The 26,822-nt window shown below is 63.1% G+C and carries 30 protein-coding genes and 2 tRNA genes; 18 read left to right on the forward strand and 14 right to left on the reverse strand.

Translation table 11 applies throughout. The annotated features are described in order from the left end of the window. The first annotated feature begins 20 nt into the window (after positions 1-20). Positions 21-530 carry an Lrp/AsnC family transcriptional regulator gene (locus PPN31114_RS21545; protein WP_150681545.1) on the forward strand — a complete coding sequence of 170 codons (510 nt, stop codon included), beginning with the start codon at positions 21-23 and terminating at the stop codon, positions 528-530. Further along, positions 523-1,530 (forward strand): DMT family transporter, encoded by a 1,008-nt coding sequence (locus PPN31114_RS21550; protein WP_150681546.1) that lies wholly within the window; start codon positions 523-525, stop codon positions 1,528-1,530. The genes PPN31114_RS21545 and PPN31114_RS21550 overlap by 8 nt, the downstream gene beginning before the upstream one ends. A 3-nt stretch (positions 1,531-1,533) precedes the next feature. On the opposite strand, the gene PPN31114_RS21555 is transcribed toward PPN31114_RS21550, so the two are convergent. Beyond that, entirely contained in the window at positions 1,534-2,292 is a 759-nt protein-coding gene (locus PPN31114_RS21555) for an SDR family NAD(P)-dependent oxidoreductase (RefSeq protein ID WP_150681547.1), read from the reverse strand. Between the two features lie 170 nt (positions 2,293-2,462). On the opposite strand from PPN31114_RS21555, the gene PPN31114_RS21560 reads away from it, so the two are divergent. Further along, positions 2,463-3,377: a LysR family transcriptional regulator gene (locus tag PPN31114_RS21560; RefSeq protein ID WP_150681548.1), complete on the forward strand. Its 915-nt coding sequence runs from the start codon at positions 2,463-2,465 to the stop codon at positions 3,375-3,377. Positions 3,378-3,436: 59 nt separating this feature from the next. Here the strand turns inward: PPN31114_RS21560 and PPN31114_RS21565 are convergent, their stop codons facing one another. After that, positions 3,437-4,087, reverse strand: coding sequence for a TetR/AcrR family transcriptional regulator (locus PPN31114_RS21565; protein WP_150681549.1), 651 nt, complete (start codon positions 4,085-4,087; stop codon positions 3,437-3,439). A 142-nt stretch (positions 4,088-4,229) separates the two neighbouring features. Here PPN31114_RS21565 and PPN31114_RS21570 point away from each other — a divergent pair, with 142 nt between their 5' ends. The 4 genes from PPN31114_RS21570 to PPN31114_RS21585 all read left to right on the forward strand — a co-directional run bounded on the left by PPN31114_RS21570 (position 4,230) and on the right by PPN31114_RS21585 (position 7,035). Next, a complete protein-coding gene (locus tag PPN31114_RS21570; RefSeq protein WP_150681550.1) occupies positions 4,230-4,652 on the forward strand; it encodes a YybH family protein in 423 nt (140 codons plus the stop codon). 112 nt (positions 4,653-4,764) lie between these two features. Continuing rightward, positions 4,765-5,193: a VOC family protein gene (locus tag PPN31114_RS21575; protein WP_150681551.1), complete on the forward strand. Its 429-nt coding sequence runs from the start codon at positions 4,765-4,767 to the stop codon at positions 5,191-5,193. Positions 5,194-5,335: 142 nt separating this feature from the next. Beyond that, positions 5,336-6,265, forward strand: a complete 930-nt coding sequence (locus PPN31114_RS21580; protein WP_150681552.1) for an ABC transporter ATP-binding protein — start codon at positions 5,336-5,338, stop codon at positions 6,263-6,265. 8 nt (positions 6,266-6,273) lie between these two features. Then, positions 6,274-7,035: an ABC transporter permease gene (locus tag PPN31114_RS21585; RefSeq protein ID WP_150681553.1), complete on the forward strand. Its 762-nt coding sequence runs from the start codon at positions 6,274-6,276 to the stop codon at positions 7,033-7,035. 15 nt (positions 7,036-7,050) lie between these two features. Here the strand turns inward: PPN31114_RS21585 and PPN31114_RS21590 are convergent, their stop codons facing one another. Then, a complete protein-coding gene (locus PPN31114_RS21590; RefSeq protein WP_150681554.1) occupies positions 7,051-7,665 on the reverse strand; it encodes a glutathione S-transferase family protein in 615 nt (204 codons plus the stop codon). A 131-nt stretch (positions 7,666-7,796) separates the two neighbouring features. On the opposite strand from PPN31114_RS21590, the gene PPN31114_RS21595 reads away from it, so the two are divergent. After that, complete coding sequence (locus PPN31114_RS21595; RefSeq protein WP_150681555.1) at positions 7,797-8,486, forward strand: type 1 glutamine amidotransferase domain-containing protein; 690 nt, start codon at positions 7,797-7,799, stop codon at positions 8,484-8,486. Further along, positions 8,483-9,064, forward strand: a complete 582-nt coding sequence (locus PPN31114_RS21600) for a GNAT family N-acetyltransferase (RefSeq protein ID WP_150681556.1) — start codon at positions 8,483-8,485, stop codon at positions 9,062-9,064. The genes PPN31114_RS21595 and PPN31114_RS21600 overlap by 4 nt, the downstream gene beginning before the upstream one ends. A gap of 23 nt (positions 9,065-9,087) precedes the next feature. On the opposite strand, the gene PPN31114_RS21605 is transcribed toward PPN31114_RS21600, so the two are convergent. After that, entirely contained in the window at positions 9,088-9,609 is a 522-nt protein-coding gene (locus PPN31114_RS21605; RefSeq protein WP_150681557.1) for a DUF1993 domain-containing protein, read from the reverse strand. Between the two features lie 227 nt (positions 9,610-9,836). Here PPN31114_RS21605 and PPN31114_RS21610 point away from each other — a divergent pair, with 227 nt between their 5' ends. Both PPN31114_RS21610 and PPN31114_RS21615 read left to right on the forward strand, forming a co-directional pair. After that, the gene (locus PPN31114_RS21610) at positions 9,837-10,562 is read left to right on the forward strand and encodes a hypothetical protein (RefSeq protein ID WP_150681558.1); all 726 of its coding nucleotides are present in this window, start codon (positions 9,837-9,839) and stop codon (positions 10,560-10,562) included. An 18-nt stretch (positions 10,563-10,580) separates the two neighbouring features. Next, a complete protein-coding gene (locus PPN31114_RS21615) occupies positions 10,581-11,312 on the forward strand; it encodes a hypothetical protein (protein WP_150681559.1) in 732 nt (243 codons plus the stop codon). A gap of 23 nt (positions 11,313-11,335) precedes the next feature. Here PPN31114_RS21615 and PPN31114_RS21620 read toward each other — a convergent pair whose 3' ends face one another. Together PPN31114_RS21620 and PPN31114_RS21625 are read right to left on the reverse strand one after the other, a co-directional pair. Beyond that, positions 11,336-11,767, reverse strand: coding sequence for a nitrogen fixation protein NifQ (locus PPN31114_RS21620; protein WP_150681560.1), 432 nt, complete (start codon positions 11,765-11,767; stop codon positions 11,336-11,338). Positions 11,768-11,802: 35 nt separating this feature from the next. Continuing rightward, on the reverse strand, positions 11,803-12,228 hold the full coding sequence (locus PPN31114_RS21625; protein WP_150681561.1) for a TOBE domain-containing protein: 426 nt from the start codon (positions 12,226-12,228) through the stop codon (positions 11,803-11,805). Between the two features lie 190 nt (positions 12,229-12,418). Between PPN31114_RS21625 and PPN31114_RS21630 the strand changes: the two genes are divergently transcribed. The 4 genes from PPN31114_RS21630 to PPN31114_RS21645 all read left to right on the forward strand — a co-directional run bounded on the left by PPN31114_RS21630 (position 12,419) and on the right by PPN31114_RS21645 (position 15,251). Then, positions 12,419-13,153, forward strand: coding sequence for a YoaK family protein (locus tag PPN31114_RS21630; RefSeq protein WP_150681562.1), 735 nt, complete (start codon positions 12,419-12,421; stop codon positions 13,151-13,153). Positions 13,154-13,254: 101 nt separating this feature from the next. Continuing rightward, the gene (locus tag PPN31114_RS21635; protein WP_150681563.1) at positions 13,255-14,016 is read left to right on the forward strand and encodes a 3-oxoacyl-ACP reductase; all 762 of its coding nucleotides are present in this window, start codon (positions 13,255-13,257) and stop codon (positions 14,014-14,016) included. A 164-nt stretch (positions 14,017-14,180) separates the two neighbouring features. Next, a complete protein-coding gene (locus tag PPN31114_RS21640) occupies positions 14,181-14,714 on the forward strand; it encodes a hypothetical protein (RefSeq protein ID WP_370865908.1) in 534 nt (177 codons plus the stop codon). Positions 14,715-14,888: 174 nt separating this feature from the next. Further along, complete coding sequence (locus tag PPN31114_RS21645; protein WP_150681564.1) at positions 14,889-15,251, forward strand: VOC family protein; 363 nt, start codon at positions 14,889-14,891, stop codon at positions 15,249-15,251. Here the strand turns inward: PPN31114_RS21645 and PPN31114_RS21650 are convergent. Both PPN31114_RS21650 and PPN31114_RS21655 read right to left on the reverse strand, forming a co-directional pair. After that, positions 15,179-16,219 (reverse strand): ATP-binding protein, encoded by a 1,041-nt coding sequence (locus PPN31114_RS21650; protein ID WP_150681565.1) that lies wholly within the window; start codon positions 16,217-16,219, stop codon positions 15,179-15,181. The two genes, PPN31114_RS21645 and PPN31114_RS21650, sit on opposite strands and share 73 nt — an antisense overlap. Further along, a complete protein-coding gene (locus PPN31114_RS21655; RefSeq protein WP_150681566.1) occupies positions 16,216-17,139 on the reverse strand; it encodes a DMT family transporter in 924 nt (307 codons plus the stop codon). Before PPN31114_RS21655 ends, PPN31114_RS21650 begins: the two co-directional genes overlap by 4 nt. A gap of 122 nt (positions 17,140-17,261) precedes the next feature. Between PPN31114_RS21655 and PPN31114_RS21660 the strand changes: the two genes are divergently transcribed. Next, positions 17,262-18,029, forward strand: a complete 768-nt coding sequence (locus PPN31114_RS21660) for an AraC family transcriptional regulator (protein ID WP_246182683.1) — start codon at positions 17,262-17,264, stop codon at positions 18,027-18,029. 24 nt (positions 18,030-18,053) lie between these two features. Then, positions 18,054-18,350 (forward strand): YciI-like protein, encoded by a 297-nt coding sequence (locus tag PPN31114_RS21665; RefSeq protein WP_150681567.1) that lies wholly within the window; start codon positions 18,054-18,056, stop codon positions 18,348-18,350. A gap of 139 nt (positions 18,351-18,489) precedes the next feature. On the opposite strand, the gene PPN31114_RS21670 is transcribed toward PPN31114_RS21665, so the two are convergent. The 6 genes from PPN31114_RS21670 to PPN31114_RS21695 form a co-directional block, all read right to left on the reverse strand. Beyond that, a tRNA-Glu gene (locus PPN31114_RS21670) sits at positions 18,490-18,565 on the reverse strand. 16 nt (positions 18,566-18,581) lie between these two features. Then, positions 18,582-18,657 (reverse strand) — tRNA-Ala (locus PPN31114_RS21675). A 116-nt stretch (positions 18,658-18,773) separates the two neighbouring features. Then, entirely contained in the window at positions 18,774-19,955 is a 1,182-nt protein-coding gene (locus PPN31114_RS21680) for a DSD1 family PLP-dependent enzyme (protein WP_150681568.1), read from the reverse strand. 42 nt (positions 19,956-19,997) lie between these two features. Beyond that, the gene (locus tag PPN31114_RS21685; protein WP_150681569.1) at positions 19,998-23,072 is read right to left on the reverse strand and encodes an FAD-binding and (Fe-S)-binding domain-containing protein; all 3,075 of its coding nucleotides are present in this window, start codon (positions 23,070-23,072) and stop codon (positions 19,998-20,000) included. 86 nt (positions 23,073-23,158) lie between these two features. Further along, positions 23,159-24,436, reverse strand: a complete 1,278-nt coding sequence (locus PPN31114_RS21690; protein WP_150681570.1) for an MFS transporter — start codon at positions 24,434-24,436, stop codon at positions 23,159-23,161. Positions 24,437-24,606: 170 nt separating this feature from the next. Next, positions 24,607-25,827 carry a pyridoxal-phosphate-dependent aminotransferase family protein gene (locus tag PPN31114_RS21695; protein WP_150681571.1) on the reverse strand — a complete coding sequence of 407 codons (1,221 nt, stop codon included), beginning with the start codon at positions 25,825-25,827 and terminating at the stop codon, positions 24,607-24,609. A gap of 162 nt (positions 25,828-25,989) precedes the next feature. Between PPN31114_RS21695 and PPN31114_RS21700 the strand changes: the two genes are divergently transcribed. After that, complete coding sequence (locus PPN31114_RS21700) at positions 25,990-26,706, forward strand: GntR family transcriptional regulator (protein ID WP_150681572.1); 717 nt, start codon at positions 25,990-25,992, stop codon at positions 26,704-26,706. Positions 26,707-26,822: the final 116 nt, after the last annotated feature.

Raw genomic sequence — 26,822 nt, forward strand, 5'->3', positions numbered from 1 at the left:
GGACTAGAGCGCATTGTGGTATGGAACTCGACGCCATTGATTTGAAGATTCTGCGGGAGCTGCAAGCCGACGCCCGCCTCACCAACGTGGAACTCGCCTCGCGCGTGAACCTGTCGCCCTCGCCTTGTCTCGCGCGTGTCAAAGCGCTTGAGACCGCAGGTTATATCCGGCAGCGCGTGACCTTGCTCGACCCTGCACGGCTCGGGCTGCACATCAACGTGTTCATTCACGTCACGCTGGAAAACCAGCATCGCGACGGCCTCGACGCCTTCGAAGCCGCCGTCACCGCACTGCCCAACGTCATGGAGTGTTATTTGATGTCGGGCGATGCCGACTACCTGCTGCGCGTGATGGTCAGCGACATGAGCGCGTACGAGACGCTGATCACCGATCAACTCTCGCGCATCCCCGGCATTCGTAACATCCGCTCGAGCTTTGCGCTCAAGCAGGTGCTGTACACGACCGCCGTGCCGGTGCCGGGTGGTGCTCCGTCCGGTGATAAATCCGGCGATAAGTCTGGCGATGCCTGAGGGCACGCCGCAAAACACGGGTAACACTCACGACGCCGCGCAACACCACGCGGCGTCTTCTTCACTGGCGGGCAGCCCCGCCACCCCCACACCCTCCCCGCAGACTGGATTCAGCCAGCAACTCGCCTTGCATACGGCGGCGATGCTGTTTGGCGCGTCGGCGCTGTTTGGCGAACATATTGCGGCGTCGAGCACGATGATCGTGTTCGGGCGCGGCCTGTTTTCGTGGCTGGCCCTCACCGTCATCGCACTGGCCGGACTCGCCGGGCTGCGCAGTGCCGCCCGCCTCTCGGGCGGTGCGCCGTGGCAAGGCATTGCGCCCGCTTCGGCGGCACGGTTGTTGATTGCGGGCGTCCTGCTCGCCGTGCACTGGCTCGCGTTCTTTCTTGCCATCAAGGAAGGCGGTGTGGCCGTGGGGACGCTCGGGTTTGCCTGCTTCCCTGCGTTCGTCATCCTGCTCGAATGGCCGTTGCGCCGCGAGCGCCCGTCGCTTGGCGATGCGGGCGTCATTGCGTTGGTATGCATCGGCCTAGCCCTCGTCACGCCGCAGTTCGACTGGCAGGCGAACGCCACCGTCGGTCTCGCGTGGGGTGTGCTTTCCGGGGCGATCTACGCCGTCATCGCGCTCTCCAATCGCGTGCTGGGCGCGCAAGCCTCGCCATTGCAGGCTAGCTGGTGGCAATGTCTGGCCATCGTGATCGTGCTGGCGCCGTTCATTGGGCGTGAAGCCTTCGCGCTGCCCGCCGCTCAATGGGGCTGGCTCGCCTGCCTCGGCGTGGTGTGCACCGCGCTGGCTTACACCCTCTTTATCCACGCCTTGCGCACGGTGAAAGCCAGTCAGGCGGCCGTCGTCATTGCGCTCGAACCGGTCTACGCGATTGCGTTTGCGTGGGTGCTGTTCGGCACCTCGCCCACGCTCAAGATGCTCGTGGGCGGGGTGTGCATCGTCGGTGCCGTCGCGTGGTCCGGATGGATGCGCGGACGGCGCGGCGCGCACTGAAAATCAGACGAACATGCCACCCGACGCTTCGATGCGCTGGGCGTTGATCCAACCGGTTTCGTCGGCCAACAGCGCCGCCACCATGCCGCCGATGTCGTCGGCCTCGCCTACCCGGCCCAGCGCCGTGTTGGCCGCGACCATCTGATTCACGCCAGCGTTATCGCGCACCGTGCCGCCGTTGAAGTCCGTCGCAATGGCACCCGGCGCAACGGTATTGGCACGAATGCCGCGCGCGCCCAGTTCCTTGGCGAGATAGCGCGAGAACACTTCGATCCCGCCCTTCATGATCGCGTAGGCCGATGCGCCCGGCAGCGAGAAGCGGGCCAGACCGCTCGACACGTTCAAAATTCGGCCACCGTCGGCAATCAGCGGCAGCAGCGTCTGAGTCAGGAAATACGGGCCCTTCAAGTGAATGCGCACTAGTTCGTCGAACTGCGCTTCGGTCGTCTCGGTGAACGGGGCGTGCAAGCCGGTGCCTGCGTTATTGAGCAGGAAGTCGAACGTGTCGCGCTTCCAAACTTCCTTGAGCACGCGCTTCACCTCGGCGGCAAACGGCGCGAACTGGGCGCTGTCGGCGACATCCAGCGGCAATGCGACGGCGTTCGCGCCGAGTTTGCCGATCTCGGCGACGACGGCGTCGGCTTCCGCCTTTTGGCTGCGATAGGTGACGATGATGTCGATACCGCGGCGTGCGGCGGCCAGCGCCGAAGCGCGGCCCAGGCCGCGGCTGCCACCGGTGATGAGAACGATTTTGCGGGTCATGAGAGAACTCCTGAAAGTAGGCTCGCATCGCACCTTGCAATGCGCTGGTTACCGTGCCGCGATCCCAAGTGCCGCGGTATGTTCAACATCGTATTGCAACGAATTTCACCAATAAACCCGATTAATTTGATTAGACTGATCAAATTCAGATAACAATCGATTGACACGCCATGCATCAACTCGACGCCATGCGCATCTTCGTCCGGGTGACGGAGACCGGCAGTTTCACGCAAGCGGCCGACAGTCTCGGACTGCCGCGCGCGAGCGTGTCCAATGCCATCAAGCAGTTGGAAACCAAGCTAGGGACGCGCCTGCTGCACCGGACCACACGACGCGTGCAACTTACGCAAGACGGGCAAGCGTGCCTTGAGCGCTGCAAGGATCTGCTTGCCGATATGGAAGAGTGGGAGACGATGTTCGTGGCGCGCGACGAAGCGCTCACCGGACGGTTACGCGTCGACCTGCCCGCAACGCTCGCGCGCACTGTCGTGATTCCGCAGCTCCCGGCATTTCTGGCGCAGCATCCGGCGCTGCGCGTGGAGATGTCGAGCACCGACCGGCGTGTCGATCTGGTGCGCGAAGGCTTCGACTGCGTATTGCGCATCGGCACGAACGCCGATTCCACGCTAATCGCGCGGCCGCTCGGCCGCCTACGTCAGGTGAATGTCGCAAGCACGGCCTATCTGAAGCGCTACGGCGTGCCGCAAACGCTCGACGACCTGCGCACGCATCAGCTGATTCACTACACGAACACGCTGGGTACGCGCCCCGTCGGCTGGGAGTATTTCGATGGTGAGCATTACACGCAATGGCCGATGGACGGTGTGCTCACCGTGAACAATGCCGACGCCTATCAGGCGGCGTGTCTCGCCGGGCTCGGACTGATTCAAGCGCCAGAAACCGGCGTGCGCGCGCACCTCGCCGAGGGCACCTTGCAGGAAGTGTTGCCGCAATATCAGGCCGAACCGCTGGCCGTGACACTGCTCTACGCCAATCGCCGCCATCTGCCCCGTCGCGCACAAGCGTTCATGAATTGGCTGGCCGATTTGCTTACGCCACGGCTGACGGCCCCTGACACCGTGTAAGCCGTGTAAGTCATCGGGGCGCCCGCTTGCCAGCTTGTCTGCGCGCCAGCGTTATAGCGTTAAAGCCCCTGCTCCACCATCGCCACCAGCCGGAAGCCCAACGCATCGACTTGTGCATCGGGCAGATCGCGCAGCGGGCCGTCGATCACCAGCACCGACAAGCCGTGCACGGCCGCCCACGCCAGATATTCGGCCCCCGGACGTTGCGACGGCGCAATGATGCCCGCCGCCACCATGCGATCGAGCGCCGCGCCGAGCAATTCAAACGGATTCAAACCACTCTCTCCAGCCTTCTCCGGGTCGGCGGGCGAGCGCACGTTCTCCGAACTCGCAAACGCCGTACGGAACAGCCCCGGATGCTGGCGGGCGAAATGCAAATAGCCGATCCCCACCGCGCGCAGACAAGCACGCGCATACGCCACTGCATCGTCCTGCGCCGTCGGCAACACAGCAATTTCTCGCTCGATCGCCACCGCCAGTTCGGCCAGCGCCGCCGAGCGCACCGCATCGAGCAAATCTTGCCGGTTCGCAAAGTGCCGGTACGCCGCGTTGGGAACGACCCCGGCGCGGCGCGTGGCCTCACGTAGTATCACGGCGTCCGGTCCACCGTCGCGCGCGAGCGCGATCCCCGCCTCCAGTAAGGCTCGGCGCAAGTCCCCGTGTCGATACGTCGTGCGCGCCGGCCCCGCTGTTGTGTCTTCTTCTGTCATTGCAACTCCTTGTGGACAGTGTCCATTATGTCTGCTATTGTTTGTGTACACTGTCCACAAAGGCAAGGTGCAGTGCAAAAGATCGAGGTTTCGTCGCCGTTGCAGTCCCCCCGAAGTCATACGCTTTGCATCAGGAGGCACTATGGTTGAGACGTATCCCGCACACGGCGACGAAGCCGCCATTCGTGCGATTAACGCGGCATGGCTCGACGCCGTGCGCAATAAGAAGGTTGGCACGCTGTTCACGCATTACGACCCCGAGGTCGTGTTGTTCGACGTGATGCCGCCCACCGAGCATCGTGGTATCGAGGCATACCGCCAGTTGCTCGAGAATTGGTTCAGCCATGCGACTGGGCCGATTCATTTCGAAGTGTCGCAGTGGCAGCTCACGCTCGCCGGTGAACTGGCGTTCAGCCACAGCGTGAATTCCGTACGCAGTACCGCCCCGGATGGGCAGTCGCATGGGGCCACCGTGCGGGCGACCGTTTGTTATCGCAAGTCCGCAGGCCGCTGGCGCGTGGTGCACGAGCATGCGTCGGTCCCCATGCCGATGGCGCCGTGCTGAGCCGTCGTCGGCGGCGTCTGCGGCGTCGTCTTTTCACATCGTTTGACCGTATCAACGGCTGTCGCCTGCCGGCGTCGGCCTCCCTTCCCCAAGAGAGATCGAGGAGCGTTCCATGCAAGTCCATTCTTATTTGTTTTTTGAAGGCCGTTGCGAAGAAGCACTTGAGTTTTACAAGAAGACGCTGGGCGCGAAGCCCGGCATGGTGATGCGTTATGGCGACAGCCCGGAATCGTGCCCGGAAGGCATGCTCCCGCCCGGCAGCGAGAACAAGATCATGCACGGCGAGATGACCATCGGCGAGACGATGGTCATGATGTCCGACGGCAATGTGAGCGGTAAGACGAAGTTCGACGGCTTCTCGCTGTCGGTCGACTTCGCCAAGAGCGAAGATGCCGAAAAGGCCTTCAACGCGCTGGCCGACGGCGGCCAAATCGCCATGCCGCTCGGACCGACCTTCTTCGCCATTACCTTCGGCATGGTGAAAGACCGCTTCGGTATGAACTGGATGGTGATCGTGCCGCGCGAAATGCCGAAGGCATAAGCTCACGAAAGCACGCCCCTCGCCCGCTGTGGGGCGCAGGGCCACGGGCATCGGGTTGGCGACAACGCGGTGCCCGTTTTCTTTGTTCGCGAGCGCAGTGGCTCGCCAACAGATTCCACGAGCCTGTGCTATCGTCGCCGCCATGCCTCCAGTGATCTCAATCCAAAATCTGTCGAAGACGTACGCAACGGGCTTCCAGGCGCTCAAGAACATCAACCTGGATATCCATCGCGGCGAAATCTTCGCACTGCTCGGCCCGAACGGCGCCGGCAAGACAACCCTCATCAGCACCATTTGCGGCATCGTGCGGCCCACCTCGGGCACGGTCACGGTCGACGGTCACGACATCGTCACCGACTACCGTGCCGCGCGCGAAGCCATCGGTCTCGTGCCGCAGGAGCTGACCACCGACGCGTTCGAATCGGTGTGGGCCACGGTCTCTTTTTCGCGCGGCCTGTTCGGCAAGCCCGCGAACCCCGCGCACATCGAAAAGGTGCTGCGCTCGCTCTCGCTCTGGGAGAAAAAAGACAACCGTCTCATGCAGCTCTCGGGCGGCATGAAGCGGCGCGTGCTGATCGCCAAAGCGTTGTCTCACGAGCCTCGCGTGCTGTTTCTCGACGAGCCGACCGCCGGTGTCGACGTCGAGCTACGCCGTGACATGTGGCGACTGGTGCAGTCGCTGCGCGAGACCGGCGTGACCGTGATTCTCACCACGCACTACATCGAAGAAGCCGAAGAAATGGCTGATCGCGTGGGCATCATCACCGGCGGCGAAATCACGCTGGTGCAAGAGAAAACGGAACTGATGCGCCGCCTCGGCAGCAAACACCTTTCGCTGCAACTGGCCGAGCCGCTCGCGGCGGTGCCCGACGCGTTGGGCGGCTATGGCCTAACGCTCGGTCAGAACGGCAACGAGTTGGTGTTCTCCTACGACGCCAACATCGAACAGAACACGATCGCCGCGTTGCTGCGCGACCTCGAGCGCGCCGGCATTGCCGTGAAGGATCTGAATACGACGCAAAGCTCGCTCGAAGACATCTTCGTCTCGCTCGTGCATAAGAAAGAAGGATGAGCCGCGCCATGAATTTCTACGCCGTGAAGGCGATTTACAACTTCGAGATGGCGCGCACGCGACGCACGCTGATGCAAAGCATCATCTCACCCGTCATTTCCACGTCGCTTTACTTTGTGGTGTTCGGCGCGGCCATCGGCTCGCGCATCCCGGAGATCGAAGGCGTGCCGTACGGCGCGTTCATCGTGCCGGGGCTCATCATGCTTTCGCTGCTCACGCAGAGCGTGTCGAACGCCTCGTTCGGGATCTACTTTCCAAGGTTCACAGGCACCATCTACGAGTTGCTCTCGGCGCCGGTGTCGTACATGGAAATCGTGGTGGCGTACGTGGGGGCCGCCGCGACCAAGTCGGTCATTCTCGGCGTCATCATGCTAGGCACCGCGGCGCTCTTCGTGCCGTTGCGCATCGAGCATCCGTTCTGGATGATTCTCTTTCTCGTGCTGACGGCGGTCACTTTCAGCTTGCTGGGTTTTATCCTCGGCATATGGGCCGACGGCTTCGAGAAGCTGCAACTCGTACCGCTGCTCATCATCACGCCGCTCACGTTCCTCGGCGGCAGTTTCTACTCGACGCACATCCTGCCGCCGTTCTGGCGCACGGTGACGTTGTTCAACCCGGTGGTGTATCTGATCAGCGGGTTCCGCTGGAGCTTCTACGGGCTGGCAGACGTCAGCATCGGCGTGAGCCTCGGCATGACGCTGCTGTTCCTCGCGGTGTTCCTCGCCGTGATCGCGTGGATGTTCAAGACGGGCTACCGTCTCAAGAACTGACGCGTTCCAGTTATCTCAGATCGGCGGGGTCTCGCGAAACGCGGGCATCCCCTCCGCCTGCGCGGAGAACCGGGCAACTTCCGGAAACTCCGCGCTGAAATCCACCTCCGGCAGCAGCAACTGGTGAAAGCGCCACGCCACGGCAATCGTCACGCCGTGTTCGCCAATCGCATCGGGCGTCGCCAGCACCGGCACCTGCGCCAGTTCGACTTCCAAGCCATGAAACGCCGCGCGCACCTGCGTGCGCACACGATGCGTCCACGGCTCGTGCCGCTTCTCCAGCGGACGCAGTTCGCGCTCGTACACCAACTGCACCGACTTCTCGCACGCCGCCAACGCGAGGCCGGTCAAGCGCAGCGCGCGCAAGCGCTCGGCGGGGTCGACCGGAATCAGTCGCTGCTCGGCGTCGACCAGCGATTCGAGGTATTGCAGAATCAGCGTCGAATCCATGAGCACCGTGCCGTCGTCGGCGATCAGCGTCGGAGCCTTCACCACCGGGTTGATCGCCGCAAACGCATCGAAGGTGCTGAACACCGACAGCGAACGATGTTCGAACGGCAGCCCCAGCAGCTTCAGACAAATCGCCGTGCGGCGCACGTACGGGGAATCCAACATTCCAATCAATTGCATGTCTCGCTCCAGTGGGCTTAGGTTCGGCTATCGATTTGGATTTAACCAGAAAGCAAGCCACCTGTCGCCTGCGAGTCGACGCTATGGCAGGTAAAATGATTCGCACGGCTGACTCGACAGGGAGACGTTTCATGAACATCCTGATGGTTCTGACCTCGCACGACCGCTTGGGCGACACGGGCAAGAAGACCGGTTTCTGGCTCGAAGAATTCGCCGCACCGTATTACGTGTTCATCGACGAAGGGCTAGCGGTCACGCTGGCGTCGCCAGCGGGCGGCCAGCCCCCGCTCGATCCGAAAAGCGACGAACCCGATGCCCAGACCGACGCGACGCGCCGGTTCCGCGAAGACCCCGATGCGCAGAGGGCGCTCGCCACGACGCTGCGCTTAGCCGACGTCAAGCAAGACGACTACGACGCGGTCTTCTACCCCGGCGGCCACGGGCCGTTGTGGGATCTGGCGCAAGACCCGAACTCCATCCAACTGATCGAAGCCTTCGAGCGTGCAGGCAAGCCCATCGGCTTCGTGTGTCACGCGCCGGGTGTGTTGCGGCAGGTGCGCGACGCCAACGGCGAGCCGCTCGTACGCGGGCGTCATGTGACGGGGTTCTCCAACGACGAAGAGGCGGCCGTCGGCTTGACCGACATCGTGCCGTTCCTCGTCGAGACGGAACTGGCGAAGTTGGGCGGTTTGTATGAAAAAGCCGAAAACTGGCAATCGCATGTGGTCGGCGACGGGCGTCTCGTGACCGGTCAAAACCCCGCGTCGTCCGAAGAAGCAGCACGCACCGTGCTCGCCATGATGGAGCCACGCCTGCCATGAGTCCTCCTGCCCGCCCGACGATGGCGAAAACGACGACCACCGCCGCAGCCGCCGATGTCGTCGTACGGCGTCTGGTGCCTGCCGACGCGCTCGCCTTTCAGGCGCTGCGTCTGGCGGGCTTGCAGTCGCACCCCGAGGCGTTCGGTTCCAGTTATGAAGTCGAGAAAGACTGGCCTATCGAGCGCGTGCGCGAGTGGCTGGAAGTGCGCCCGGATGTGGGTGTCTTCGGCGCCTTCGATCGCAACGCGACGGGCGAGCGTCTGGTCGGCGTGCTGGGGCTAGGCCGCCAGAAGATGAGCAAGTTCGCTCACGTGGGTTTTCTGTGGGGGATGTATGTGCAGGCGGACAGCGTCGGGCGCGGTATCGGCCGGGCGCTGATCGAATCTGCGGTGGCGCTGGCCCGTTCTCAACCGGGCCTGCGCCATCTCACGCTGCAAGTGAGCGCGACCAACCGTCCGGCGATTGCGCTCTATCAGTCGTTCGGTTTTGTCGAAATCGGCCGTGAGCCCGACGCCATGCGCGTGGGCAACACGTATCAGGACGAGATTCGTATGTACTTGCCGATTTCGACGCACTGAGATCAATGCGCTGAGTTCAGCGCTCAGATCTTCTCCATCTCGTACGGGCCGAGGTAATCGACCTTCCCCACTGCCACGCCTTGCGCACGCAGAATGTCGTGCGTCGTCGTCACGTGGAAGTAGAAGTTCGGCAAACCGAATTTCAGCAGGTAATCCACGCCGTCCATCGTCGTCTGATACGCCTTGAACTTCAGCGTAATCTCGCGCGACTCGGCCCCTTCGAAACGGTCTTCGAGAATGCCAGCGATAAACGCTTCGGTATTCGCGATGCGATCGCGCAGTTGATCGAACGTCGTTTCGTTGTCTTCGAATTTCGGCGATTCCGCGCCAGTCAGGCGCGCGACGGCAAACTTCGCCGTGTCGCTCACGCGCTGCACTTGCGCGGTGAAATCGAGCATGTCGGGGGCCAGTTTGGCCTTGAGAATCGTGTCCGGGTCGAGCGCTTTTTCCTCACAGTGCGCACGGGCTTTCTTGATGTAGTCGGCCATGACGGTCAGGCCGCGCAGATAAACGGGAATAGTGGCGCGATACAGGGAAATCGACATTGCGAAGCTCCTCCGGGGATGAACGCCGGTGCAGCGTGCACGTTGCTGCACCGCGAAAACGTACATGCTATCAGCGCGTGGAAATTCTCGCCGCCGAGGGTCCGGATCGGTCGTTTTGTGGAATCTCCTTGAGGTAGCCGTGCGTCACACTCGTGTCCGAATACGGTAGCGACCGGCCCCCCATACAACGGTGCCGGTACCGCAACAACTTCATCGAGGACTCGACCATGGCGAATATCGACACGAGCATTGCCACGTTCACCGGCAAATACGGTTCCCGCACGTTGGATGCGGCTCACGTTGACGCATGCGTCACGGCAAAGAGCGAGAAAGACGTAACGAGCCTTTGGGGACGCATCAAAGATTACTTCCTCGGCACGCACAAAGAAGAAGCGAAGCTCGCCCTCTTTCAGTTGGCGCATGCCGCCAACGCGGTCGAGCAATTTGAGGCGTTTTGGCGCCTCAACCAGCTAGTGGAACCCACGCACAGCGATCTGCTGAATTGGAACCTGTCCGTGAACGAACCGTGCACGTTTCAAGTGGGCGAGCACATCTTTCCCACCACGCCCGACTGGAGCAGATTCATACAGTTCGGTTGGTCGGAAATGGAACTGGACGACACCGCACGCCTGCTCGGCACACTGCGCTTTAATGGCGACAACGTGCTCGCACAGTTCCATCAATTCGGCGTGGGCGAGTTGAACGATAGAAATGCCGACACCGTGCTCCTTGCACAGACTCGGTTCCTGGCGGGTCAGTATGAGCTTTACCTCGCGATGACCCTACTCGGTCTCGGCAACAACGACGCGGACGGCAACTTTGCCTTCGATCTCAACGAGATGGTCACGCGCAGAGTCTTCGATGCGACGGGCGACGACGATGTGGCCGCCCGCGCCGGGCGCAACGCCGAGAATCTGTCGATTCTGACAAGCCGTCTGTGCAATCCCGTTTGACACCGTAGCGAGGACGCCATGCAACCCATTTCCGCGAATACCGCCTATTTTTCGCTCGCCACAGACGCGCTCCCCGAGAACACGACCATCGGCCGCGAGCACACACCCTTCCCACTGTGGAACCACATCGCCCATTCATTTCTTGGAGATAAGCAGGAAGCCGCCAAAGCCGCGCTGCGCGACGTCATCGACGCGGACTATGGCACGAAGCAATTCACGGCGCTGGGGCAACTTGCCGAATGCCTTAAGCCCGACTACGCGGCCGCCATTCAGATGTTTTGTACCGGCAACGCCGTGCCAGAGTTGCGAATCGGTGGCCATATCATCGAGTGTCGTCACGACTGGACGATCGGTGCGCCGTCGATGCCTCGCATCAGTACCGAAGCGGCCGCGCGCCTGCTAGTCGCGATTACCTACGACGGACTGCCCATTCTCTACGCGCCCAATGCGGCCCCCACCCTGGTCGAAAAGCCCGTGCTGCGCAGTCTTTTCGACGCGATCGGCCTCGATTGGAATAGGGACATCCCAGCGCACGTCGAACAATTGGCCGCCCATGGTGCCGTCTACAGCGAGCTGCCGTCCGTGCTGGGTCAGACTGCGGAGAATCTGTCGCGCCTGATGGCGTTTCGCGATGCCGATGCCGCGGGCGCCCCAGTCCCCGATGGCGCTCAGCAGTTGGCGGAATTCAAACTGAACCTGACCGCTCGTGAGTTCCGTGCATCGCTTGATGCCGTCTACGGCATCGCCTGATAACACGTCCGCCCGATCGATCGTCAGCGCGCGCGCAAATGCGCGTAGCACTCGCCAAACGCTTCGCATCCGGGACAACCGGGTGCGGGCGCGGCGGCACGGCCGTAGGCCTGCGCGCACGCTTCGGCGAGGAATCGTTTCCAGCGCAGATTCAGCGTATTTTCGGCAGCGAGGGTGGGAAAGAAATGCGTGAGCAGTGCGGTCACGTCGTCGCGCCCTGACAGGCCCAAATCGCGCCACAAGTGATCGGGGCGCAGGCACGCCGTGGCGAGAATCGTCGCCATATCGGCGGGCACCGGTGCGAAATGACGGCGCAGCAGCTCGCCGAGCGCCGCCCCCGACAGGCCCAGCCGCGCCGCTCGCTCGGGCGTCGCGTTCGGCGCGAGCAACCCGGCGAAGATCGCGCCTTCGGGGCGCGCATGCGAGACAAGCAACGGAATCAACGATGTCATCATCGTTGCATCATGTGTTGCGTCAGGCGTTGCTTCGCTTAGGCAACCGCCAGAATCACGCTCGACGCCTTCACGAGTGCCGCGGCTTCGCGACCGGCTTGCAGGCCGAGGCGCTTGGCGCTTTCGTTCGTGACGATGGCGGCGATCACGGCACCGCTAGCGGCCGTGATTTCGACTTCGCTGTTCACCGCGCCCGTTTCCACGCGCGAGACCTTGCCGGTGATGACGTTACGCGTGGACACCTTGCTCGCATCGGCATCGACCATCACGATGACCGACGACGCCTTGATCAGCGCCACGGCGTCACTGCCTTCCTTCAGACCGAGGTTCACGGTGCTCTCGTGGGTAATCACCGCCACGATTTCCTGACCGGCATCGGTGCGCAGCGTTACTTCGTCATTGACGGCACCACGTTGCAATGCCACGACCTTGCCGGTGAACTGGTTGCGTGCGCTGGTCTTCATCGGGAATCTCCATTCAATAGTTCGAACAATGCGCGGCCTTTCTCCCGGTCGCGCAGCGAAGTGAAGTATAGCGGGTCGACCTGACGGAGGCATCCAACTTGCGGTGATATGCTTCATCAGCATTTGCCATGCCCGCCTGCGCACCGCCCGCTTGCTTTTGCCTTGCTACCCCTTGCGAAGAGGAGCCGTCATGGGAACGCCCCGTCATATCCCCACGCCGACGCAAGCCGCGTCGTTTGCCCGCTTCTGTGTCAGTCACTTCGCCAAACCGACCAACATCGGCATGACGCTCGCGTTCGTAGCGGGTTACATCAATGTGGTGGGTTTCATTGCGCTGTTCGGTTTGTTCACCGCGCACGTCACGGGCAACTTCGTGATGATCGGCGTACAGCTTGTGGCGAGTACCCACATTGGCGTGTTGGCCAAATTGCTCGCGTTACCGGTGTTTGTCGCCGTAGTGGCGATGGTCAAGCTGGCAGTGCAGGGTTTCTCGCGCGCGGGCCGCAGGCCGCTTCGACTGCTGGTGTGTGTTCAAACGCTGTTGCTGCTGGGCTTCATGATCGTCGGGCTGATCGCGCAACCGATTCTCTCGGCGGACGCCCCGCTCGCCATTCTGTCGGGAATGTTCGGCGTGGCGGCCTTGGCCATTCAGAACGCCGTCGGGCGGCTGGTACTGGCCGACCTCGCCCCCACCACGATCATGACGGGAAATACCACGCAAATCGTGATCGACATGGTGGAACTCGCCAGCGGCAATTCCGGCGACGACAAGGCCGCGCGCACGCGTCTGAAAAAGATGATCCCGGCGTTGGCAGCGTTTGCCGTGGGCGCGATCTTTGGCGGCTTTGCCTACCATTGGGCAGGTTTTTGGTGCGTGCTGCTCCCCGTCGTCTTGCTGAGCGCCTTGGCCGCGGCGAACGAATAAGGCAGGCCGGTGACAGAACGCCGCGCGGAACACGCGATAATGGCGGCCTGCGCGCGCGACGCGCAACAGAAGATGACAAGCACACGACAAGGAACATCGGAATGAAGCTGGAATCGCAGTGGGTGCTCGTCACGGGCGGTGCCCGTGGCTTGGGGGCCGCCATCACACGTGCCGTGGCACGCGAAGGCGCAGGCGTCGTCATCAACTATCTGCGCAGCGATGTCGCGGCACGCGCCTTGGCCGAATCGATCGGGCCGCGCGCCATCGCGCTGCAAGCCGACGTCACCGATGAGAAAGCCGTCACCCGCCTGTTTGCCGAAGCCCGCGAGCGCGCCGGGGCACCGATCGTCTCCGTGGTGAATAACGCGCTGGCCGATTTCCGCTTCGACGGCGACGCACGCCCGCAACTGGCCGATATCTCGTGGTCGCGCTTCACGCAGCAGTTCGAAGGTGCCGTCAAAGGCGCACTCAACACCATGCAGGCCGCGCTGCCGGGCATGCGCGAAGCCGGTTTCGGCCGCATCGTGAACGTGGGGACGAATCTGTTCCAGAACCCTGTCGTGCCGTATCACGATTACACGACGGCCAAGGCCGCACTGCTCTCGCTCACGCGCACGGCAGCTAACGACCTCGGCCCCGACGGCATCACCGTCAACATGGTCTCCGGCGGCCTGTTGCGCGTGACCGATGCAAGCGCCGCGACGCCCGAGGCGGTGTTCGATCTCATCGCCAGCCTCACACCGCTGCGGCGTGTGACCACGCCCGACGAGTTTGCCGACGCCGTGCTGTACTTCCTCTCGCCGTGGGCGCGTGCCGTGACCGGTCAGAACCTGATCGTCGACGGCGGGTTGGTGAAGGGCTGAGGGGGCGGGCTGAACTACCGGGCTGATCGGCCAGCAAGACCGCGAGAGGGCCGCATCGTGCGGCGCTCGCGGCTCGACACGGCTCCGCTGGCTACGGCTGCGTCCGCCCAAACGCGCGGACGCGGTAAAATCGCACACTTCGCCTCCGCCTGCCGCCCCCGACCGTGACTGCAACACCCTCCCAAACCCCTTCGAACGCCGCCGACACCCCTGCCACCGCTGACCACGTCGAACACGACTGCGTCATCCACGAGGCACGTCTGTGGTGCGACGACGGCTGGACGGCCAAGGTCATCAAGAACGAAGAGGACGACGGCTGGGCGGTGGCGATGTACAAGGACGGCGAGTCTGAACCCGCCCTCGTCGGGCCGTGGACGATGGGCCGCGACAAGAAGAATCCGAAACCGCTCGACGTGGGCGCGTTCAACACGCTGGTGAAAACGGCTGCCGAAGTGCTGCGCCGTCATGAGCAGCAACTGCATGCGCAGTTGCACAAGCGCGTGAGCGTCGACGGGCCCGATGGCGACATCGACGTCACGCTCGACATCGTGCCGGACGAGTACGATCCGTACGCGACGCTCAGCGCCATCGACCGCTTCGGCGAAACACTCGCTTCGGTGAAAGTGCCGCCGAACTTCAAGCTCTCGCGCAACAGCGCCCAAGCGTGGGTCGCGAACGACTTTCAGCGTCCCCAGTAAGCACCCGCTAACGCGCAACACCCACGAATACCCCATCACTTCGGGTACCGGGATAACGCGCCATCTGGTTAGTCGTTTCAACGTCTCCTACGATCTGTGAAGTCGACGCGCTGCATGAGAAGCAACCACTCGCTCACCTCGCCGCGTCCGATCGTCACCAACAACGGAGATCCCATGAAACGCTTTCACATCGCGCTTGCTGTGCGCGACCTCGACCAATCCATCGACGATTATTCGGTCCGGCTCGGGCAAGCGCCCTCGGCCGTGGTGCCCGGTGCTTACGCCATGTGGCGCACCGATCTGCTGAACTTCTCGATCAATCAGTCTCCGTCACGGGCAGGGGAGTTGCGCCACGTCGGCTTCGAAGACGACGCCGCCCCGGAATACAGCAGCAGCACCGATTGCAACGGCCTGCTCTGGGAGGCATTCTCCGCCGCCGAGCAAGACCGTCGCATAGTGAGCACTTACGGGGTGGCGGTACGTCCCGTTGCGCCCGCCCCTGCATCGGACGACGCGGCAAAGCGCCGCCCCGCATAGTCACGCGCGAATTGCGCCGCGATACGCCCGGAGCGAGCGCCCCGGGTGAGCGCCCACTGCAAGGCGGCTTCTCGTGCTTCGGCGATTTGCTCGGCGTCGAAGCCTTGATGCCCCAGCCATAGCGCGACCGCCGCGAGATATTCGTCTTGCGAGAAGCCGTAGAACGTCAGCCACAGGCCGAAACGCTCCGAGAGCGAGATCTTCTCCTCCACCGCGTCGCCCGGGTGTAGCTCGCCGTTCGCCCCTGCGTGCGTATCGAGATTGTCGCTGGCCGTCTCCGGCACCAGATGCCGCCGGTTCGACGTCGCGTACACCAGCACATTCGCCGCGCCGCCCGAGACCGAGCCATCAAGTGCCGTCTTCAATCCCTTGTAGCTCGACTCGCCCGGCTCGAACGACAAATCGTCGCAGAACAGCACGAAGCGTTCGGGCCGCGCGCGTAGCAAGCCCACGATATGCGGCAGGTCATCAAGATCGGCCTTGTCGACTTCCACCAGCCTCAGGCCCTGCGGTGCGAACTGATGCAGACACGCTTTGACCAGCGACGATTTGCCCGTACCGCGTGCGCCGGTGAGCAAGACATTGTTCGCAGGATGGCCAGCCACGAACTGCGCCGTGTTGCGCTCGATGACTTCGCGCTGGCGCGAGACGTTACGCAAATCGTCGAACGAAATGAGTTGCGGATCGATCACGGGCACCAGGGCTGCCCCGCCCTGTCCGCCGCGCGAACCGCGCCAATGGAAGGCCACTGACGCCTGCCAGTCGACGGCAGGCGACGCGCCGCCCGTGAGCCACTGCTCGACCAATGCCGTGAGGCGATCGAGCCGGGCACACAACGGCGCGAGTCCGTCGCCGCCAACGGCGTTGGCGGCGTTGCCCGCGTCGACAGATGGCGAAGCCTGTGCTGCCGACGCCCGCGCCACGGGCGAGGCGCTCCCCGGTGCCTGCTGCCACGCGGTACTTTTCATGCTGGCACCTCATCCGAATCGGGTGCTTCGTCCGCGCCAAACCCGGGCAACGGGCGTTTCCAGCGTTGTGCGATGGCCACGCCGATCAGCGCCACGCCCCCGCCCACGATATGGAAGACATGCAGTTGCTCGCCGAGCAGCAGCACCGCCAGCGCCGCCGTCATCACCGGCAGCACGTTGATGAACATGCTGCAACGGTTCGGGCCGAGATGGCGAATGCCCTGAATCCACAGAATCGGCAGCACGATCGACGCGCCCAGCCCCGCATACAACACGAGCGGCACCGTCGCCACGTTGAGTTGCGCCTGCCCGGCAGGCACCAGCGCCACCATCGGAATCATCGTGAACAGCGCCGCCCAAGCTTGCACATAGGTCGACTGCGCTGGCGGCACCGCCACATGCCAGCGGCGCAGCAGCACGCTATAGAGCCCGTAGGATGCCGACGCAATCAGCATCAGCACGTCGCCCAGATGGATGCCGCCATCGAGCAGCGTGCTCGGGTGTCCGCGCCCGATCAGATACACCAACCCCGCGAGCGACAACAAGCCGCCCACGAGCATGCCGAGTGTCGGCGGCTCACGCAGCAGCGCCACACTCCAAAGCAGCGTGAGCAGCGGCGCGAGCGCCGTCACAATCGCCATATTCGTCGCCGTGGTGCTGTGCGCCGCGAGATACGACAGGCTTTGATAAAACGACATGCTCAGAAAACCGAGGAAGGCGAGCTTCGCAAGCTGCGGTCGCACGTGCGACCAATTGCGCATGAGCGGCCGGATGACGAATGGGGTCATGACCACCACGGCTAGCACTAGCCGGTAGAACGTGATGGCCGAGGGCGCGATGGCACTGGCAGAGAGTTTGGAGACGATGACGTTGCCGGCCCATAACAGCATGGCGCCCAACGGATACAGGATGTACCCCATGACGATTCCCGCGAAAGTGAGAAAAAGGAAGGGCTATCGTCGGCGATATCGTTTTGGGTGTCTCACGCTAAAATGACCGCACCTATCTCAAAAAAGACATCGCCAACGTGCCGACACCGCCGATGGATCTGATCTCGACCGACCACTTGCGCTTCGAACGCACCCCCATGCCCATGGCGGCGATGGCGGTCGATTACGCGCATAACACGTTCATTGCGTCGCACCGGCACCGGCGCGCGCAACTGCTCTATGCGATCGAAGGGGTGATGATTATTGCGGCGCCGTCGGGGCGTTGGGTCGTGCCGCCCACACGCGGGGTATGGCTGGCCGCAGGTCTCGAACACACTGTGCAGATGAGCGGCAACGTGAAAATGCGCACGGTGTTTGTCGAACCCGATGCGGCGAAGCTGCCCGAAGCCAGTTGCGTGGTGGAAATCTCGCCGCTCGTGCGCGAACTGATTCTGGCGGCCATCGACATTCCGCTCGATTACGCGCCCGGCTCACGTAACGCCCGGCTCATGCACCTGTTACTCGACGAATTGATCGCCTTACCGGTGTTGCCGCTGTACCTGCCGTGGCCGCGCGATGCCCGGCTCGCCCGCGTATGCGACCGCCTCGTGCAGACGCCGAGCGAGGCCGCCACCCTCGAAGACTGGGCAAGCGAAGTGGGCATGTCGGGCAAGACGTTTCAACGGCGCTTCGCCTCGGAGACCGGCATTACCTTCGGGCGCTGGCGCCAGCAGGCACGTTTGCTACAGGCGCTCGAAGCCCTCGCGCATGGCGAGAAGATCGTGAACGTGGCGCTCGATCATGGCTATGCTAGTCAAAGCGCCTTTGCGGCGATGTTCAAACGGCACTTCGGTGTGCCCCCTTCAGCGTTCTATCGCTGAATAACGGAGAACGGAGACTCTCTCATGCATTACCTGTTGATTTACGACCTTGTCGACGACTATCTCGACCGGCGCGCCGAATTTCGCGACGCGCATCTGGCGCTCGCGTGGCAGGCGGCAGACCGGGGCGACTTGTTGCTCGCGGGTGCGTTGGAAGACCCCGTCGACACGGCAGCGTTGTTGTTCGAAGGAGAAAGCGCAGCTTCGGCAGAAGCGTTCGCCAATGCCGATCCGTATGTGCGCAATGGACTCGTGAAGTCTTGGCGTGTGCGGCCGTGGAAAACTGTCGTGGGGAAATTGGCGAGTACGCCGGTGCGCTGAACGATGCGGGGGTGTGCGGCGACGATGAAAATCCGTCGCACAAAAACAAAACGCGCTTGGCGGTGAAGCCAAGCGCGTTTGCCGACGTCCGATTATCTATCGTGCATTCGGAACTAACCGAATGTCACGCCGATGAATCTGGCGTCCCCTAGGGGATTCGAACCCCTGTACTCACCGTGAAAGGGTGATGTCCTAGGCCTCTAGACGAAGGGGACTTAAAGTCTTCCGTTTTGGTGGAGGTAAGCGGGATCGAACCGCTGACCTCTTGCATGCCATGCAAGCGCTCTCCCAGCTGAGCTATACCCCCGTGCGGCGAAGAAGTGAGACTATAGCGCAGCTTTTTGAAGTTGTGAAGCCCCCTCTCCAAAATTTTTGGAGAATTCTCGACACTTTCTCAGGCCGCCTCTGTTGCCGCCCCTGCCCTCACTGGCTCAGTCCGCGCGCCTCGATCGGCCAGAGCGCCTCGACCCGGCCATGCCGTACCGCGACGTACCGATCGTACAAATTGACCGTCGGGTCGCAGTGCCCCGGTACCAACAAGATCGTCTCGCCCAGCCACGGCGCGCTGTCTTCCCCGGGCGATGCCAGATCGAGCACGCCATGTTCGTCGGACGCCGTACGGTAGTGCGGCTTGCCTGCCTGCTGCGACGACCAAAAGCGCGGCAAGCCCGAATCGGTGGCCACACTCTTGAGCCCCGCGTCGCACACGATGACGCCCGGACGCGCCGTACTCATCACCGTCGACGCGAGAAACAACCCATGCTTGAAGCGCCAGTCGTCGCGCCATTCGAGCGAGCCGTAGTGCCCGTCGAGAAACACGTACGACCCCGGCTGAATCTCGGTGTACACCCCGCTCTCGATATCGAACTCCGCCGTGCCGGTGCCGCCCCCTGTCACGACCGGGCACGTAATGCCGCGCGCTTCGAGAAACCCGACGTACGCCGCCGCTTTGTCCGCCGCCTGTCGCGCTGTGTCGCGCCGCTCGTCCCAGTTGGCAATATGCTGCGCACTGCCGTGATACGCCTGCAAGCCGCCGAAGTGCAGCCCTTCGTAATGATCGATGGCATCGACCAACTTCGCCACACCATCGGTCGAAGCCACGCCACAACGGCCCTGCCCCACGTCGACCTCCGGCAGCACCGAGATACGCACCCCGGCACGCTTGGCCGCGATGCCCAACGGCGCGACCTGACGTACATCGTCGACGCAAACCGACAACGTCACACGCGCGGCCATCGCCACGGCCAGTGCGACACGTGCCTCGCCGACGAACTCGTTGCTGATGTGAATATTGCCGATACCGGCATTGACGAACGGAATGGCCTCGGTCACTTTCTGGCAGCAAACACCAACCGCCCCCGCAGCCATCTGCGCACGCGCAATCGACGTTGACTTGTGCGCCTTAGCGTGCGGCCGCACCGCAACGCCCCGCGCCGCCGCCGCACTCGCCATGCGCGCGACGTTGGCGTCGAAGGCGTCCAAATCGAGCAGCAACGAAGGCGTCGCGACCTGGGCGAGCGCATCGCCCACCTTCGCTACCGGCGGCACGGCGATACCGCCAGCCGCCGGGGAAACCAGAGAAGCACTTTTAACCGAATCGGGCATGAGAATCCTTTGACGGGAGCTTTGACGGGAGCGCGCGGCACATTACGCGGATGTCGATGCGGGCAGCGCCTGCGCCAGCACACGCGCCACGTGTAGCGCCTGCGCTTGCGCACCGTCGTGAATCTGATGTCGGCAACTGGTGCCGTCAGCCACGACGATGGCATCGGCGTTACGTTGCCGAACCGCCGGCAACAGCGACAATTCGGCCATCGCGCGCGAGGTGTCGTAATGCTCGGCCTCGTAACCGAAACTGCCCGCCATGCCGCAGCATGACGATTCGATCGATGATACCTTCAGCCCCGGCAGCCAACCAAGCACTGCCGTGACCGGTGAAAACGCATCGAATGCCTTCTGATGGCAATGGCCATGCACCAGCGCTTCGCCGACGCCGTCGGGCAGCGCCTGCCAGTTCACTGAAAAACGTCCGGCTTTCTGTTCGCGAACCAGAAACTCCTCAAAGAGGAACGCGTTGTCGGCCACTTTGCGCGCGGTGTCGCCAAAGCCGTAGCCGAGCACTTCGTCGCGCAGCGACAACAGGCACGACGGCTCCAGCCCCACGATCGGCACACCGCGCTCGATGTACGGCAGCACCGCATCAAGCAAGCGCCGCGCTTCGGCTTTCGCTTCGTCCACCAACCCGGCGGCGAGGAATGTCCGCCCGCAACACAACGGGCGTTCGCCTTCGCGACGGTTCACGTGCACCGTGTAGCCCGCCGCTTCGAGCACCTGCTTGGCGGCGAGTGCGTTCTCCGGCTCCATGTAGTTGTTGAACGTATCGACGAAGAGCAGCACTTCGCGGCCACTCTGTCCCGGCGTCACACCTGTCATGCCTGCGCCATGCGCGAGCGGCGCCTGCGTATCGAGAAACGACCGCTTCAACGCAGGCACGGAACGCTCCAGCGCGAGACCCAGCCAACGCTTCGCAGCGTTACCGCCCGGCAAACGTTGCGCCGCGTCGAGCAGCCCACCGATGCGGCTAGCCCACGGGGCGTAGCGCGGCAGGTACGCGACCATCTTGTCGCGCAACGACACGCCGTGCCGCTTCGCCCGCGCATGCCGCGCTTCGATTTTGAAGCGGGCCATATCGATCCCCGTGGGGCAATCGCGCTTGCAGCCCTTGCACGACACGCACAGGTCGAGCGCTTCCTTGACGTCGTCGCTAGCCAGCCCGTCCTCGCCCAATTGCCCCGACACCGCGAGGCGCAACGTGTTGGCGCGCCCGCGCGTCACATGCTGCTCGTCGCGCGTGACGCGATAACTCGGGCACATCGTGCCCGCATCGAACTTGCGGCAATGGCCGTTGTTGTTGCACATCTCCACGGCCGACGCGAGGCCGTTCGACGCATCGCTGCCGGTGCCCGGCGCGGTCTGCTCGCCGGTGAGCGCGTCGCGTTTCACGTTCCACGCGCTCCAGTCCAGCGCCGGCGTGAGCGGCTTGGCCGCGTAGCCCGGTGCGAAACGGAACAACTCGCGTGAGTCCATTTTCGGCGGGCGCACCATCTTGTCGGGGTTGAAACGGTTTTCCGGATCGAACAGTTGCTTGATCTCACCGAACGCCGCGTTGATGCGCGGCCCGTATTGCCAAGCCACCCATTCGCCACGGCACAGACCGTCGCCATGCTCGCCTGAATAAGCGCCCTTGTACTCGCGCACCAGCGCCGCCGCTTCCTCGGCAATCTCGCGCATCTTGTGCGCGCCGTCGCGGCGCATGTCGAGGATTGGGCGCACGTGCAGCGTGCCGACGCTCGCATGCGCGTACCACGTGCCCTCGGTGTCGTGACGATGGAACACTTCCGTCAGACGCCGCGTGTATTCCGCCAGATGCTCGAGCGGCACGGCGCAGTCTTCGATGAAGGACACCGGCTTGCCGTCGCCCTTCATGCTCATCATGATGTTCAGCCCAGCCTTGCGCACTTCCCAGAGCGCCTTCTGCGGCCCGGCCTCGGGCATCTTCACGACGCTGTCGGGCAAACCGAGATCGCCCATCAGCGTGGCGAGATCGTCGAGCCGCGCGCGCAACGCGGCGGCATCGTCGCCCGCAAATTCCACGAGCAAAATCGCCTGCGGATCGCCCACCAGCGCTTTCTCGATCACCGGCCGAAACGCCGCGTTATCCATGGCCAGATCGATCATCGTGCGATCGACCAACTCCACGGCCACCGGCCCCAGCTTGACGATGTGCTGCGTGAGATCCATCGCCTTATAGAACGTGGGGAAGTTCACCACGCCGAGCGTCTTGTGCACCGGCAGCGGCGCGAGCTTGAGCGTGATCTGGCGGCTGTAGGCAAGCGTGCCCTCCGAGCCGACGAGCAGGTGCGAGAGGTTCGCCACGCCGTCGTCGGTATAAGCACGCGGGTTCAGACAATCGAACAAATCGAGGTTGTACCCTGCCACGCGGCGCAGCACACGCGGCACACGCTCGCGCAGTTCTTCCTGCTCACGGACGGCAATCTCGCGCACGCGGTCCAGCATCGCCGTGGTGCGCACGTCGGCCGGCGGCGTATGGAGCGAGCCGAAATGCAGTTGCGCGCCATCGGCCAGCACCGCGTCGATGCCCAGCACGTTGTGCACCATGTTGCCGTACTCGATGGAGCGTGAACCGCACGAGTTATTCCCGGTCATGCCGCCGATGGTGCATTGCGCGGCGGTCGAAACATCCACCGGAAACCACAAACCGTGCGGCTTGAGCCACGCGTTCAGGTGATCGAGCACGATGCCGGGCTCGACCGTCACCGTGCGCGCCTCGGCGTCGAACGCAACCACACGGTTGAGCCACTTGCTGTTGTCGATGACGAGCGCTTCGCCGATGGTCTGGCCGCACTGACTCGTCCCCGCGCCACGCGCGAGCACGGGCACATGCTGATCGCGCGCGATATCCAGCGCACGAATCAGGTCCTCCTGATCGCGCGGCACCACTACGCCGATCGGGAAAATTTGATAGATCGACGCGTCGGTGGCGTAGCGGCCACGACTCGCGCGGTCGAACAGCACCTCGCCGCGCAGCTCGCGGCGCAGGCGATCCTGCAACGGGGTCAGGGCCACGCCGCCGCGTTGCATCGGCATCAGATGCACGGGCTGGAGAACGGAGGAAGCGGACGATTTCGATTGCGGATTCATGGCGTTGCTGGCTGTGGGCTGGCCGGTGGTGTCGCTGCACGGGCGGGCCGATGCCGCCCGCGCAGGAAGTGTGGCTTAGGGAAGACTTATGCCGGCTGGCGCGCGTTGCTCGCGCTCTTGGCTTCACCGGCGCTCGAGAACTTGCTCTCGGGCTGCATGCGGAAGGCGAGGATCACACCGACGCCCATGAGAATCATGCTGCCCAGGAACGGCAGTTCCCAGTTACCCGTGCGGTCGATCAAATACCCCGAGAGCACCGGCGAGATGATGGCGGCGAGTGCCGAGCCCGTGTTCATCATGCCGCTGGCCGTGCCCGAGTATTCCGGCGCGATATCCATCGGAATGGCCCACATCGGCCCAATCGTCATTTCGGCGAAGAAGAAACCGAACGCGAGGCATGCCATCGACACATACAGATGGTGCGTGAACATCATCGGCACGAGCGAAATCAGCGTGAGCAGCATGCACACCGACACCATCCAGCTACGCGCTTTCTTGAGGTTGCCCGTGCGCTCGTAGAGCTTGTCCGTCACGATGCCGCCGAGCGTATCGCCGATCACGCCAGCGAAGAACACGCTCGATGCAAACAGCGCCGACTTTTTCAGATCGAGGTCGTAGCTATGCAGGAAGTATTGCGGAATCCACGACAGGAAGAGCCACAACGTCCAGCCGTAACAGAAGTACACGATCGTCACCGGTGCCATGCGCTTGAACAGCGGGCCCCAGGGCACCGAGCCGCTCTTGGCTTTCAGCGCGGGCAGCACCGCGATTTCTTCGGGCGTGATGCGCGGATGATCTTGCGGACGCTCCGTGAACGTGAACGCCCACAGCACCACCCACACCAGACTCACGATGCCGCACAGATAGAACGACTCGCGCCAGCCGTGCGTGGCCATGATGAAGACGACCAACGCCGGGGCCACCGCGTTACCGATACGCGAGGCGGCGTGCGTGATGCCCTGCGCGAAACCGCGCTTCTCTTTGGGAATCCAGCGCGACATCGCGGACGTGGCCGCCGGGAACGTGGCACCTTCGCCCAGACCGAGCAGCAGGCGGGCGAGCAACAGCGTGACGAGACCACCCGCCATGCCGGTGAGAATCGTCGCCACGGCCCACAACGCGCCGCACACGAGCAGCGTACGTTTGGCGCCGAAGCGATCGCTCACCCAGCCGCCGATGATTTGGAATACGAGATACGGATAGGCAAAGGCCGAAAAGACCAGACCAATTTCGGTCTTATTGAGATTGAATTCCTTACCGAAGCCGGCAGCGGCCGTACTGACGTTGACGCGATCTAGGTAGGTGATGAAATACATGACGCATAGCATCACCAGCACGACTCTTGTCGCTCTGAAAAGCTTCATTGCATGTCTCCTGAAACAGCCCGTGAGGCGCGCCCGTTCGCAGCGGGCAACGCGTGAGGTGTTGCGGCGGCACGGGGCATTCTGCGACGCCCCGGTGTCCGCTCAATTGCAAGCAAAGCATTCACTGCCGGGGTGCGCTCGAGGCACACCCCGTTATTTCAGGCGACCGATTAAGCGGCGGCCTTGAGCGACGGCGTGCTCTTGGCTTCGGCCAGATAGGCCATTGCCGCCACCACGCCCGAGTCGGCCAGTTTCACACCCGAGAGTTGCAGCCCCATTTCGCAACCGGCCAGCGTGGCCATGAGCGTGAGGTCGTTGCAATCGCCGAGATGGCCGATACGGAACATCGTGCCGCGAATCTTGCCCAGCGCCTGACCGAGCGACATGTCGAAGCGCTCGTAAATGCGCTTGCGCACTTCGTCGGCATCGACGCCTTGCGGCATCACCACCCCCGTGAGCACCGGGCTGTACACCGCCGGGTCTTGGCACTGAATCTCGAGGCCCCATGCACGCACGGCACGGCGCGTGGCTTCGGCCAGACGCTGGTGACGCGCAAACACGTTATCCAGCCCTTCTTCGAGAATCATGTCGAGCGCTTCCGACAGGCCGTACAGCAGGTTCGTGTTCGGCGTGTACGGCCAGTAGCCGTTCTTGTTCGCTTCGATGATTTCCTGCCAGCCCCAGAACGCACGCGGCATCTTGGCGTGACGGCCAGCTTCGAGCGCCTTCGGCGAGATCGCGTTGAAGCTGATTCCCGGCGGCAGCATCAGGCCCTTTTGCGAGCCCGAGACGGTGACGTCGACACCCCATTCGTCGTGACGATAGTCGGCGGAGGCCAGACCCGAGATCGTGTCGACGAGCAGCAGCGCCGGGTGGCCTGCGGCGTCGATGGCGCGGCGCACGGCGGCGATGTCCGACGTCACACCGGTCGAGGTTTCGTTATGCACGACGCACACAGCCTTGATGCCGTGTGCGGTGTCGGCGCGCAAACGCGCTTCGATCATGTCGGCCTTCACGCCCTGACGCCATCCGTCGGTGCCCGGCAAGCCGATGAACTCAGGCTTCAGGCCGAGGTTCTCGGCCATCTTCTTCCACAGCGTGGCGAAGTGCCCCGTCTCGAACATCAGCACGGTGTCGCCCGGCGAGAGCGTGTTGGAGAGCGCCGCTTCCCATGCGCCCGTGCCCGACGCCGGGTAAATCACCACCGGCTGTTCGGTCTTGAAAATCTTCTTGATGTCGGTGAGCACCTTACGACCGAGCGCGCCGAACTCCGGGCCGCGGTGGTCGATGGTCGGATAGCTCATGGCGCGCAGAATGCGATCGGGCACCGGGCTAGGGCCGGGGATCTGGAGGAAATGGCGCCCCGAGGGGTGGAAATCGAGCTTCAACATGAACGACTCTCTCCTTTTGAATTTTGCATGCAAAATACTTTAGCAGAGCCGAAGATTCTCGCAAGGGGCGAGAAACACTTTTAATACAGGTGTTTACCCGAGCGGGACGAGACCCGGATGCAGTACGGTACAATCGCCGCCATGAAGGTTTAATGATTTTGAATGCAAAAGATGGAAGACTTGCCGACCATTGCCGGAACCGAGATCCCACGTGTGGAACGTTTGCGTTTGCACGACACCGTGGTCGACCACCTGCGCAAGCTGATCATCGAGGGCGTGCTCTCGCCGGGCGTGAAGCTCAACGAACGCGAGCTATGCGAGACCCTTGGCATTTCACGCACGCCGTTGCGCGAAGCGTTCAAGGTGCTCGCTGCCGAAGGGCTGATCGAGATCGCGCCGAATCGCGGCGCGAGCGTGGCACGCATGACGGAAAAAGAGATCTGGGAGACGTTCGAGTTGATGAGTGCGCTCGAAGGGTTTTCCGGCGAACTAGCCGCCGAGCGCATGACCGCCGTCGAACTGGCCGAGATCAAGGCACTGCACTACGCCATGCTCGCTTGCCGTGCGCAGCAGGACTTGCCCGGGTACTACGCACGCAATCAAGAGATTCACGATCGCATCAATGAAGCGGCGCGTAACGGGGCGTTGCGCCAGACTTACATTTCGATCAATCGCCGCTTGATGGCGCTGCGCTTTCGCTCGAACTTCCGCACCGACAAGTGGGATCGCGCCATCGACGAGCACGAGCAAATGATTGCCGCGCTCGAAGCGAAGGACGGCAAGCGCTTGTCGGAAATTCTGCGCAAGCACCTGCTCGCCAAACGCGATGCGGTTTTGCAGATTCATGCGGAGCCGGTGGGAGACGCGCGCAACGACTGAGGCGGCTGCGCGCACGAGCGTTTAAGCGTGCGCGAATTCTGAAAGTGACGGAGCCGAGACCGGGCGCAGGATACCCACTCACTCTCGCAAGGAGCCGTATGGTCCTCCCGTCACCT

Source organism: Pandoraea pneumonica (assembly GCF_902459645.1).
GTDB lineage: Bacteria > Pseudomonadota > Gammaproteobacteria > Burkholderiales > Burkholderiaceae > Pandoraea > Pandoraea pneumonica.

Excerpts from the sequence above, each read along its gene's own strand:
- PPN31114_RS21590 (WP_150681554.1), bottom strand. The coding sequence starts at position 7,665 with ATGCAATTGATTGGAATGTTGGATTCCCCGTACGTGCGCCGCACGGCG.
- PPN31114_RS21690 (WP_150681570.1), bottom strand. The coding sequence starts at position 24,436 with ATGAAGCTTTTCAGAGCGACAAGAGTCGTGCTGGTGATGCTATGCGTC.
- PPN31114_RS21625 (WP_150681561.1), bottom strand. The coding sequence starts at position 12,228 with ATGAAGACCAGCGCACGCAACCAGTTCACCGGCAAGGTCGTGGCATTG.
- PPN31114_RS21560 (WP_150681548.1), top strand. The coding sequence starts at position 2,463 with ATGCATCAACTCGACGCCATGCGCATCTTCGTCCGGGTGACGGAGACC.
- PPN31114_RS21570 (WP_150681550.1), top strand. The coding sequence starts at position 4,230 with ATGGTTGAGACGTATCCCGCACACGGCGACGAAGCCGCCATTCGTGCG.
- PPN31114_RS21660 (WP_246182683.1), top strand. The coding sequence starts at position 17,262 with ATGGATCTGATCTCGACCGACCACTTGCGCTTCGAACGCACCCCCATG.
- PPN31114_RS21700 (WP_150681572.1), top strand. The coding sequence starts at position 25,990 with ATGCAAAAGATGGAAGACTTGCCGACCATTGCCGGAACCGAGATCCCA.
- PPN31114_RS21550 (WP_150681546.1), top strand. The coding sequence starts at position 523 with ATGCCTGAGGGCACGCCGCAAAACACGGGTAACACTCACGACGCCGCG.
- PPN31114_RS21630 (WP_150681562.1), top strand. The coding sequence starts at position 12,419 with ATGGGAACGCCCCGTCATATCCCCACGCCGACGCAAGCCGCGTCGTTT.
- PPN31114_RS21685 (WP_150681569.1), bottom strand. The coding sequence starts at position 23,072 with ATGAATCCGCAATCGAAATCGTCCGCTTCCTCCGTTCTCCAGCCCGTG.
- PPN31114_RS21555 (WP_150681547.1), bottom strand. The coding sequence starts at position 2,292 with ATGACCCGCAAAATCGTTCTCATCACCGGTGGCAGCCGCGGCCTGGGC.
- PPN31114_RS21620 (WP_150681560.1), bottom strand. The coding sequence starts at position 11,767 with ATGATGACATCGTTGATTCCGTTGCTTGTCTCGCATGCGCGCCCCGAA.
- PPN31114_RS21645 (WP_150681564.1), top strand. The coding sequence starts at position 14,889 with ATGAAACGCTTTCACATCGCGCTTGCTGTGCGCGACCTCGACCAATCC.
- PPN31114_RS21585 (WP_150681553.1), top strand. The coding sequence starts at position 6,274 with ATGAATTTCTACGCCGTGAAGGCGATTTACAACTTCGAGATGGCGCGC.
- PPN31114_RS21665 (WP_150681567.1), top strand. The coding sequence starts at position 18,054 with ATGCATTACCTGTTGATTTACGACCTTGTCGACGACTATCTCGACCGG.
- PPN31114_RS21650 (WP_150681565.1), bottom strand. The coding sequence starts at position 16,219 with ATGAAAAGTACCGCGTGGCAGCAGGCACCGGGGAGCGCCTCGCCCGTG.
- PPN31114_RS21655 (WP_150681566.1), bottom strand. The coding sequence starts at position 17,139 with ATGGGGTACATCCTGTATCCGTTGGGCGCCATGCTGTTATGGGCCGGC.
- PPN31114_RS21610 (WP_150681558.1), top strand. The coding sequence starts at position 9,837 with ATGGCGAATATCGACACGAGCATTGCCACGTTCACCGGCAAATACGGT.
- PPN31114_RS21635 (WP_150681563.1), top strand. The coding sequence starts at position 13,255 with ATGAAGCTGGAATCGCAGTGGGTGCTCGTCACGGGCGGTGCCCGTGGC.
- PPN31114_RS21600 (WP_150681556.1), top strand. The coding sequence starts at position 8,483 with ATGAGTCCTCCTGCCCGCCCGACGATGGCGAAAACGACGACCACCGCC.
- PPN31114_RS21605 (WP_150681557.1), bottom strand. The coding sequence starts at position 9,609 with ATGTCGATTTCCCTGTATCGCGCCACTATTCCCGTTTATCTGCGCGGC.
- PPN31114_RS21595 (WP_150681555.1), top strand. The coding sequence starts at position 7,797 with ATGAACATCCTGATGGTTCTGACCTCGCACGACCGCTTGGGCGACACG.
- PPN31114_RS21575 (WP_150681551.1), top strand. The coding sequence starts at position 4,765 with ATGCAAGTCCATTCTTATTTGTTTTTTGAAGGCCGTTGCGAAGAAGCA.
- PPN31114_RS21565 (WP_150681549.1), bottom strand. The coding sequence starts at position 4,087 with ATGACAGAAGAAGACACAACAGCGGGGCCGGCGCGCACGACGTATCGA.
- PPN31114_RS21615 (WP_150681559.1), top strand. The coding sequence starts at position 10,581 with ATGCAACCCATTTCCGCGAATACCGCCTATTTTTCGCTCGCCACAGAC.
- PPN31114_RS21680 (WP_150681568.1), bottom strand. The coding sequence starts at position 19,955 with ATGCCCGATTCGGTTAAAAGTGCTTCTCTGGTTTCCCCGGCGGCTGGC.
- PPN31114_RS21695 (WP_150681571.1), bottom strand. The coding sequence starts at position 25,827 with ATGTTGAAGCTCGATTTCCACCCCTCGGGGCGCCATTTCCTCCAGATC.
- PPN31114_RS21545 (WP_150681545.1), top strand. The coding sequence starts at position 21 with ATGGAACTCGACGCCATTGATTTGAAGATTCTGCGGGAGCTGCAAGCC.
- PPN31114_RS21580 (WP_150681552.1), top strand. The coding sequence starts at position 5,336 with ATGCCTCCAGTGATCTCAATCCAAAATCTGTCGAAGACGTACGCAACG.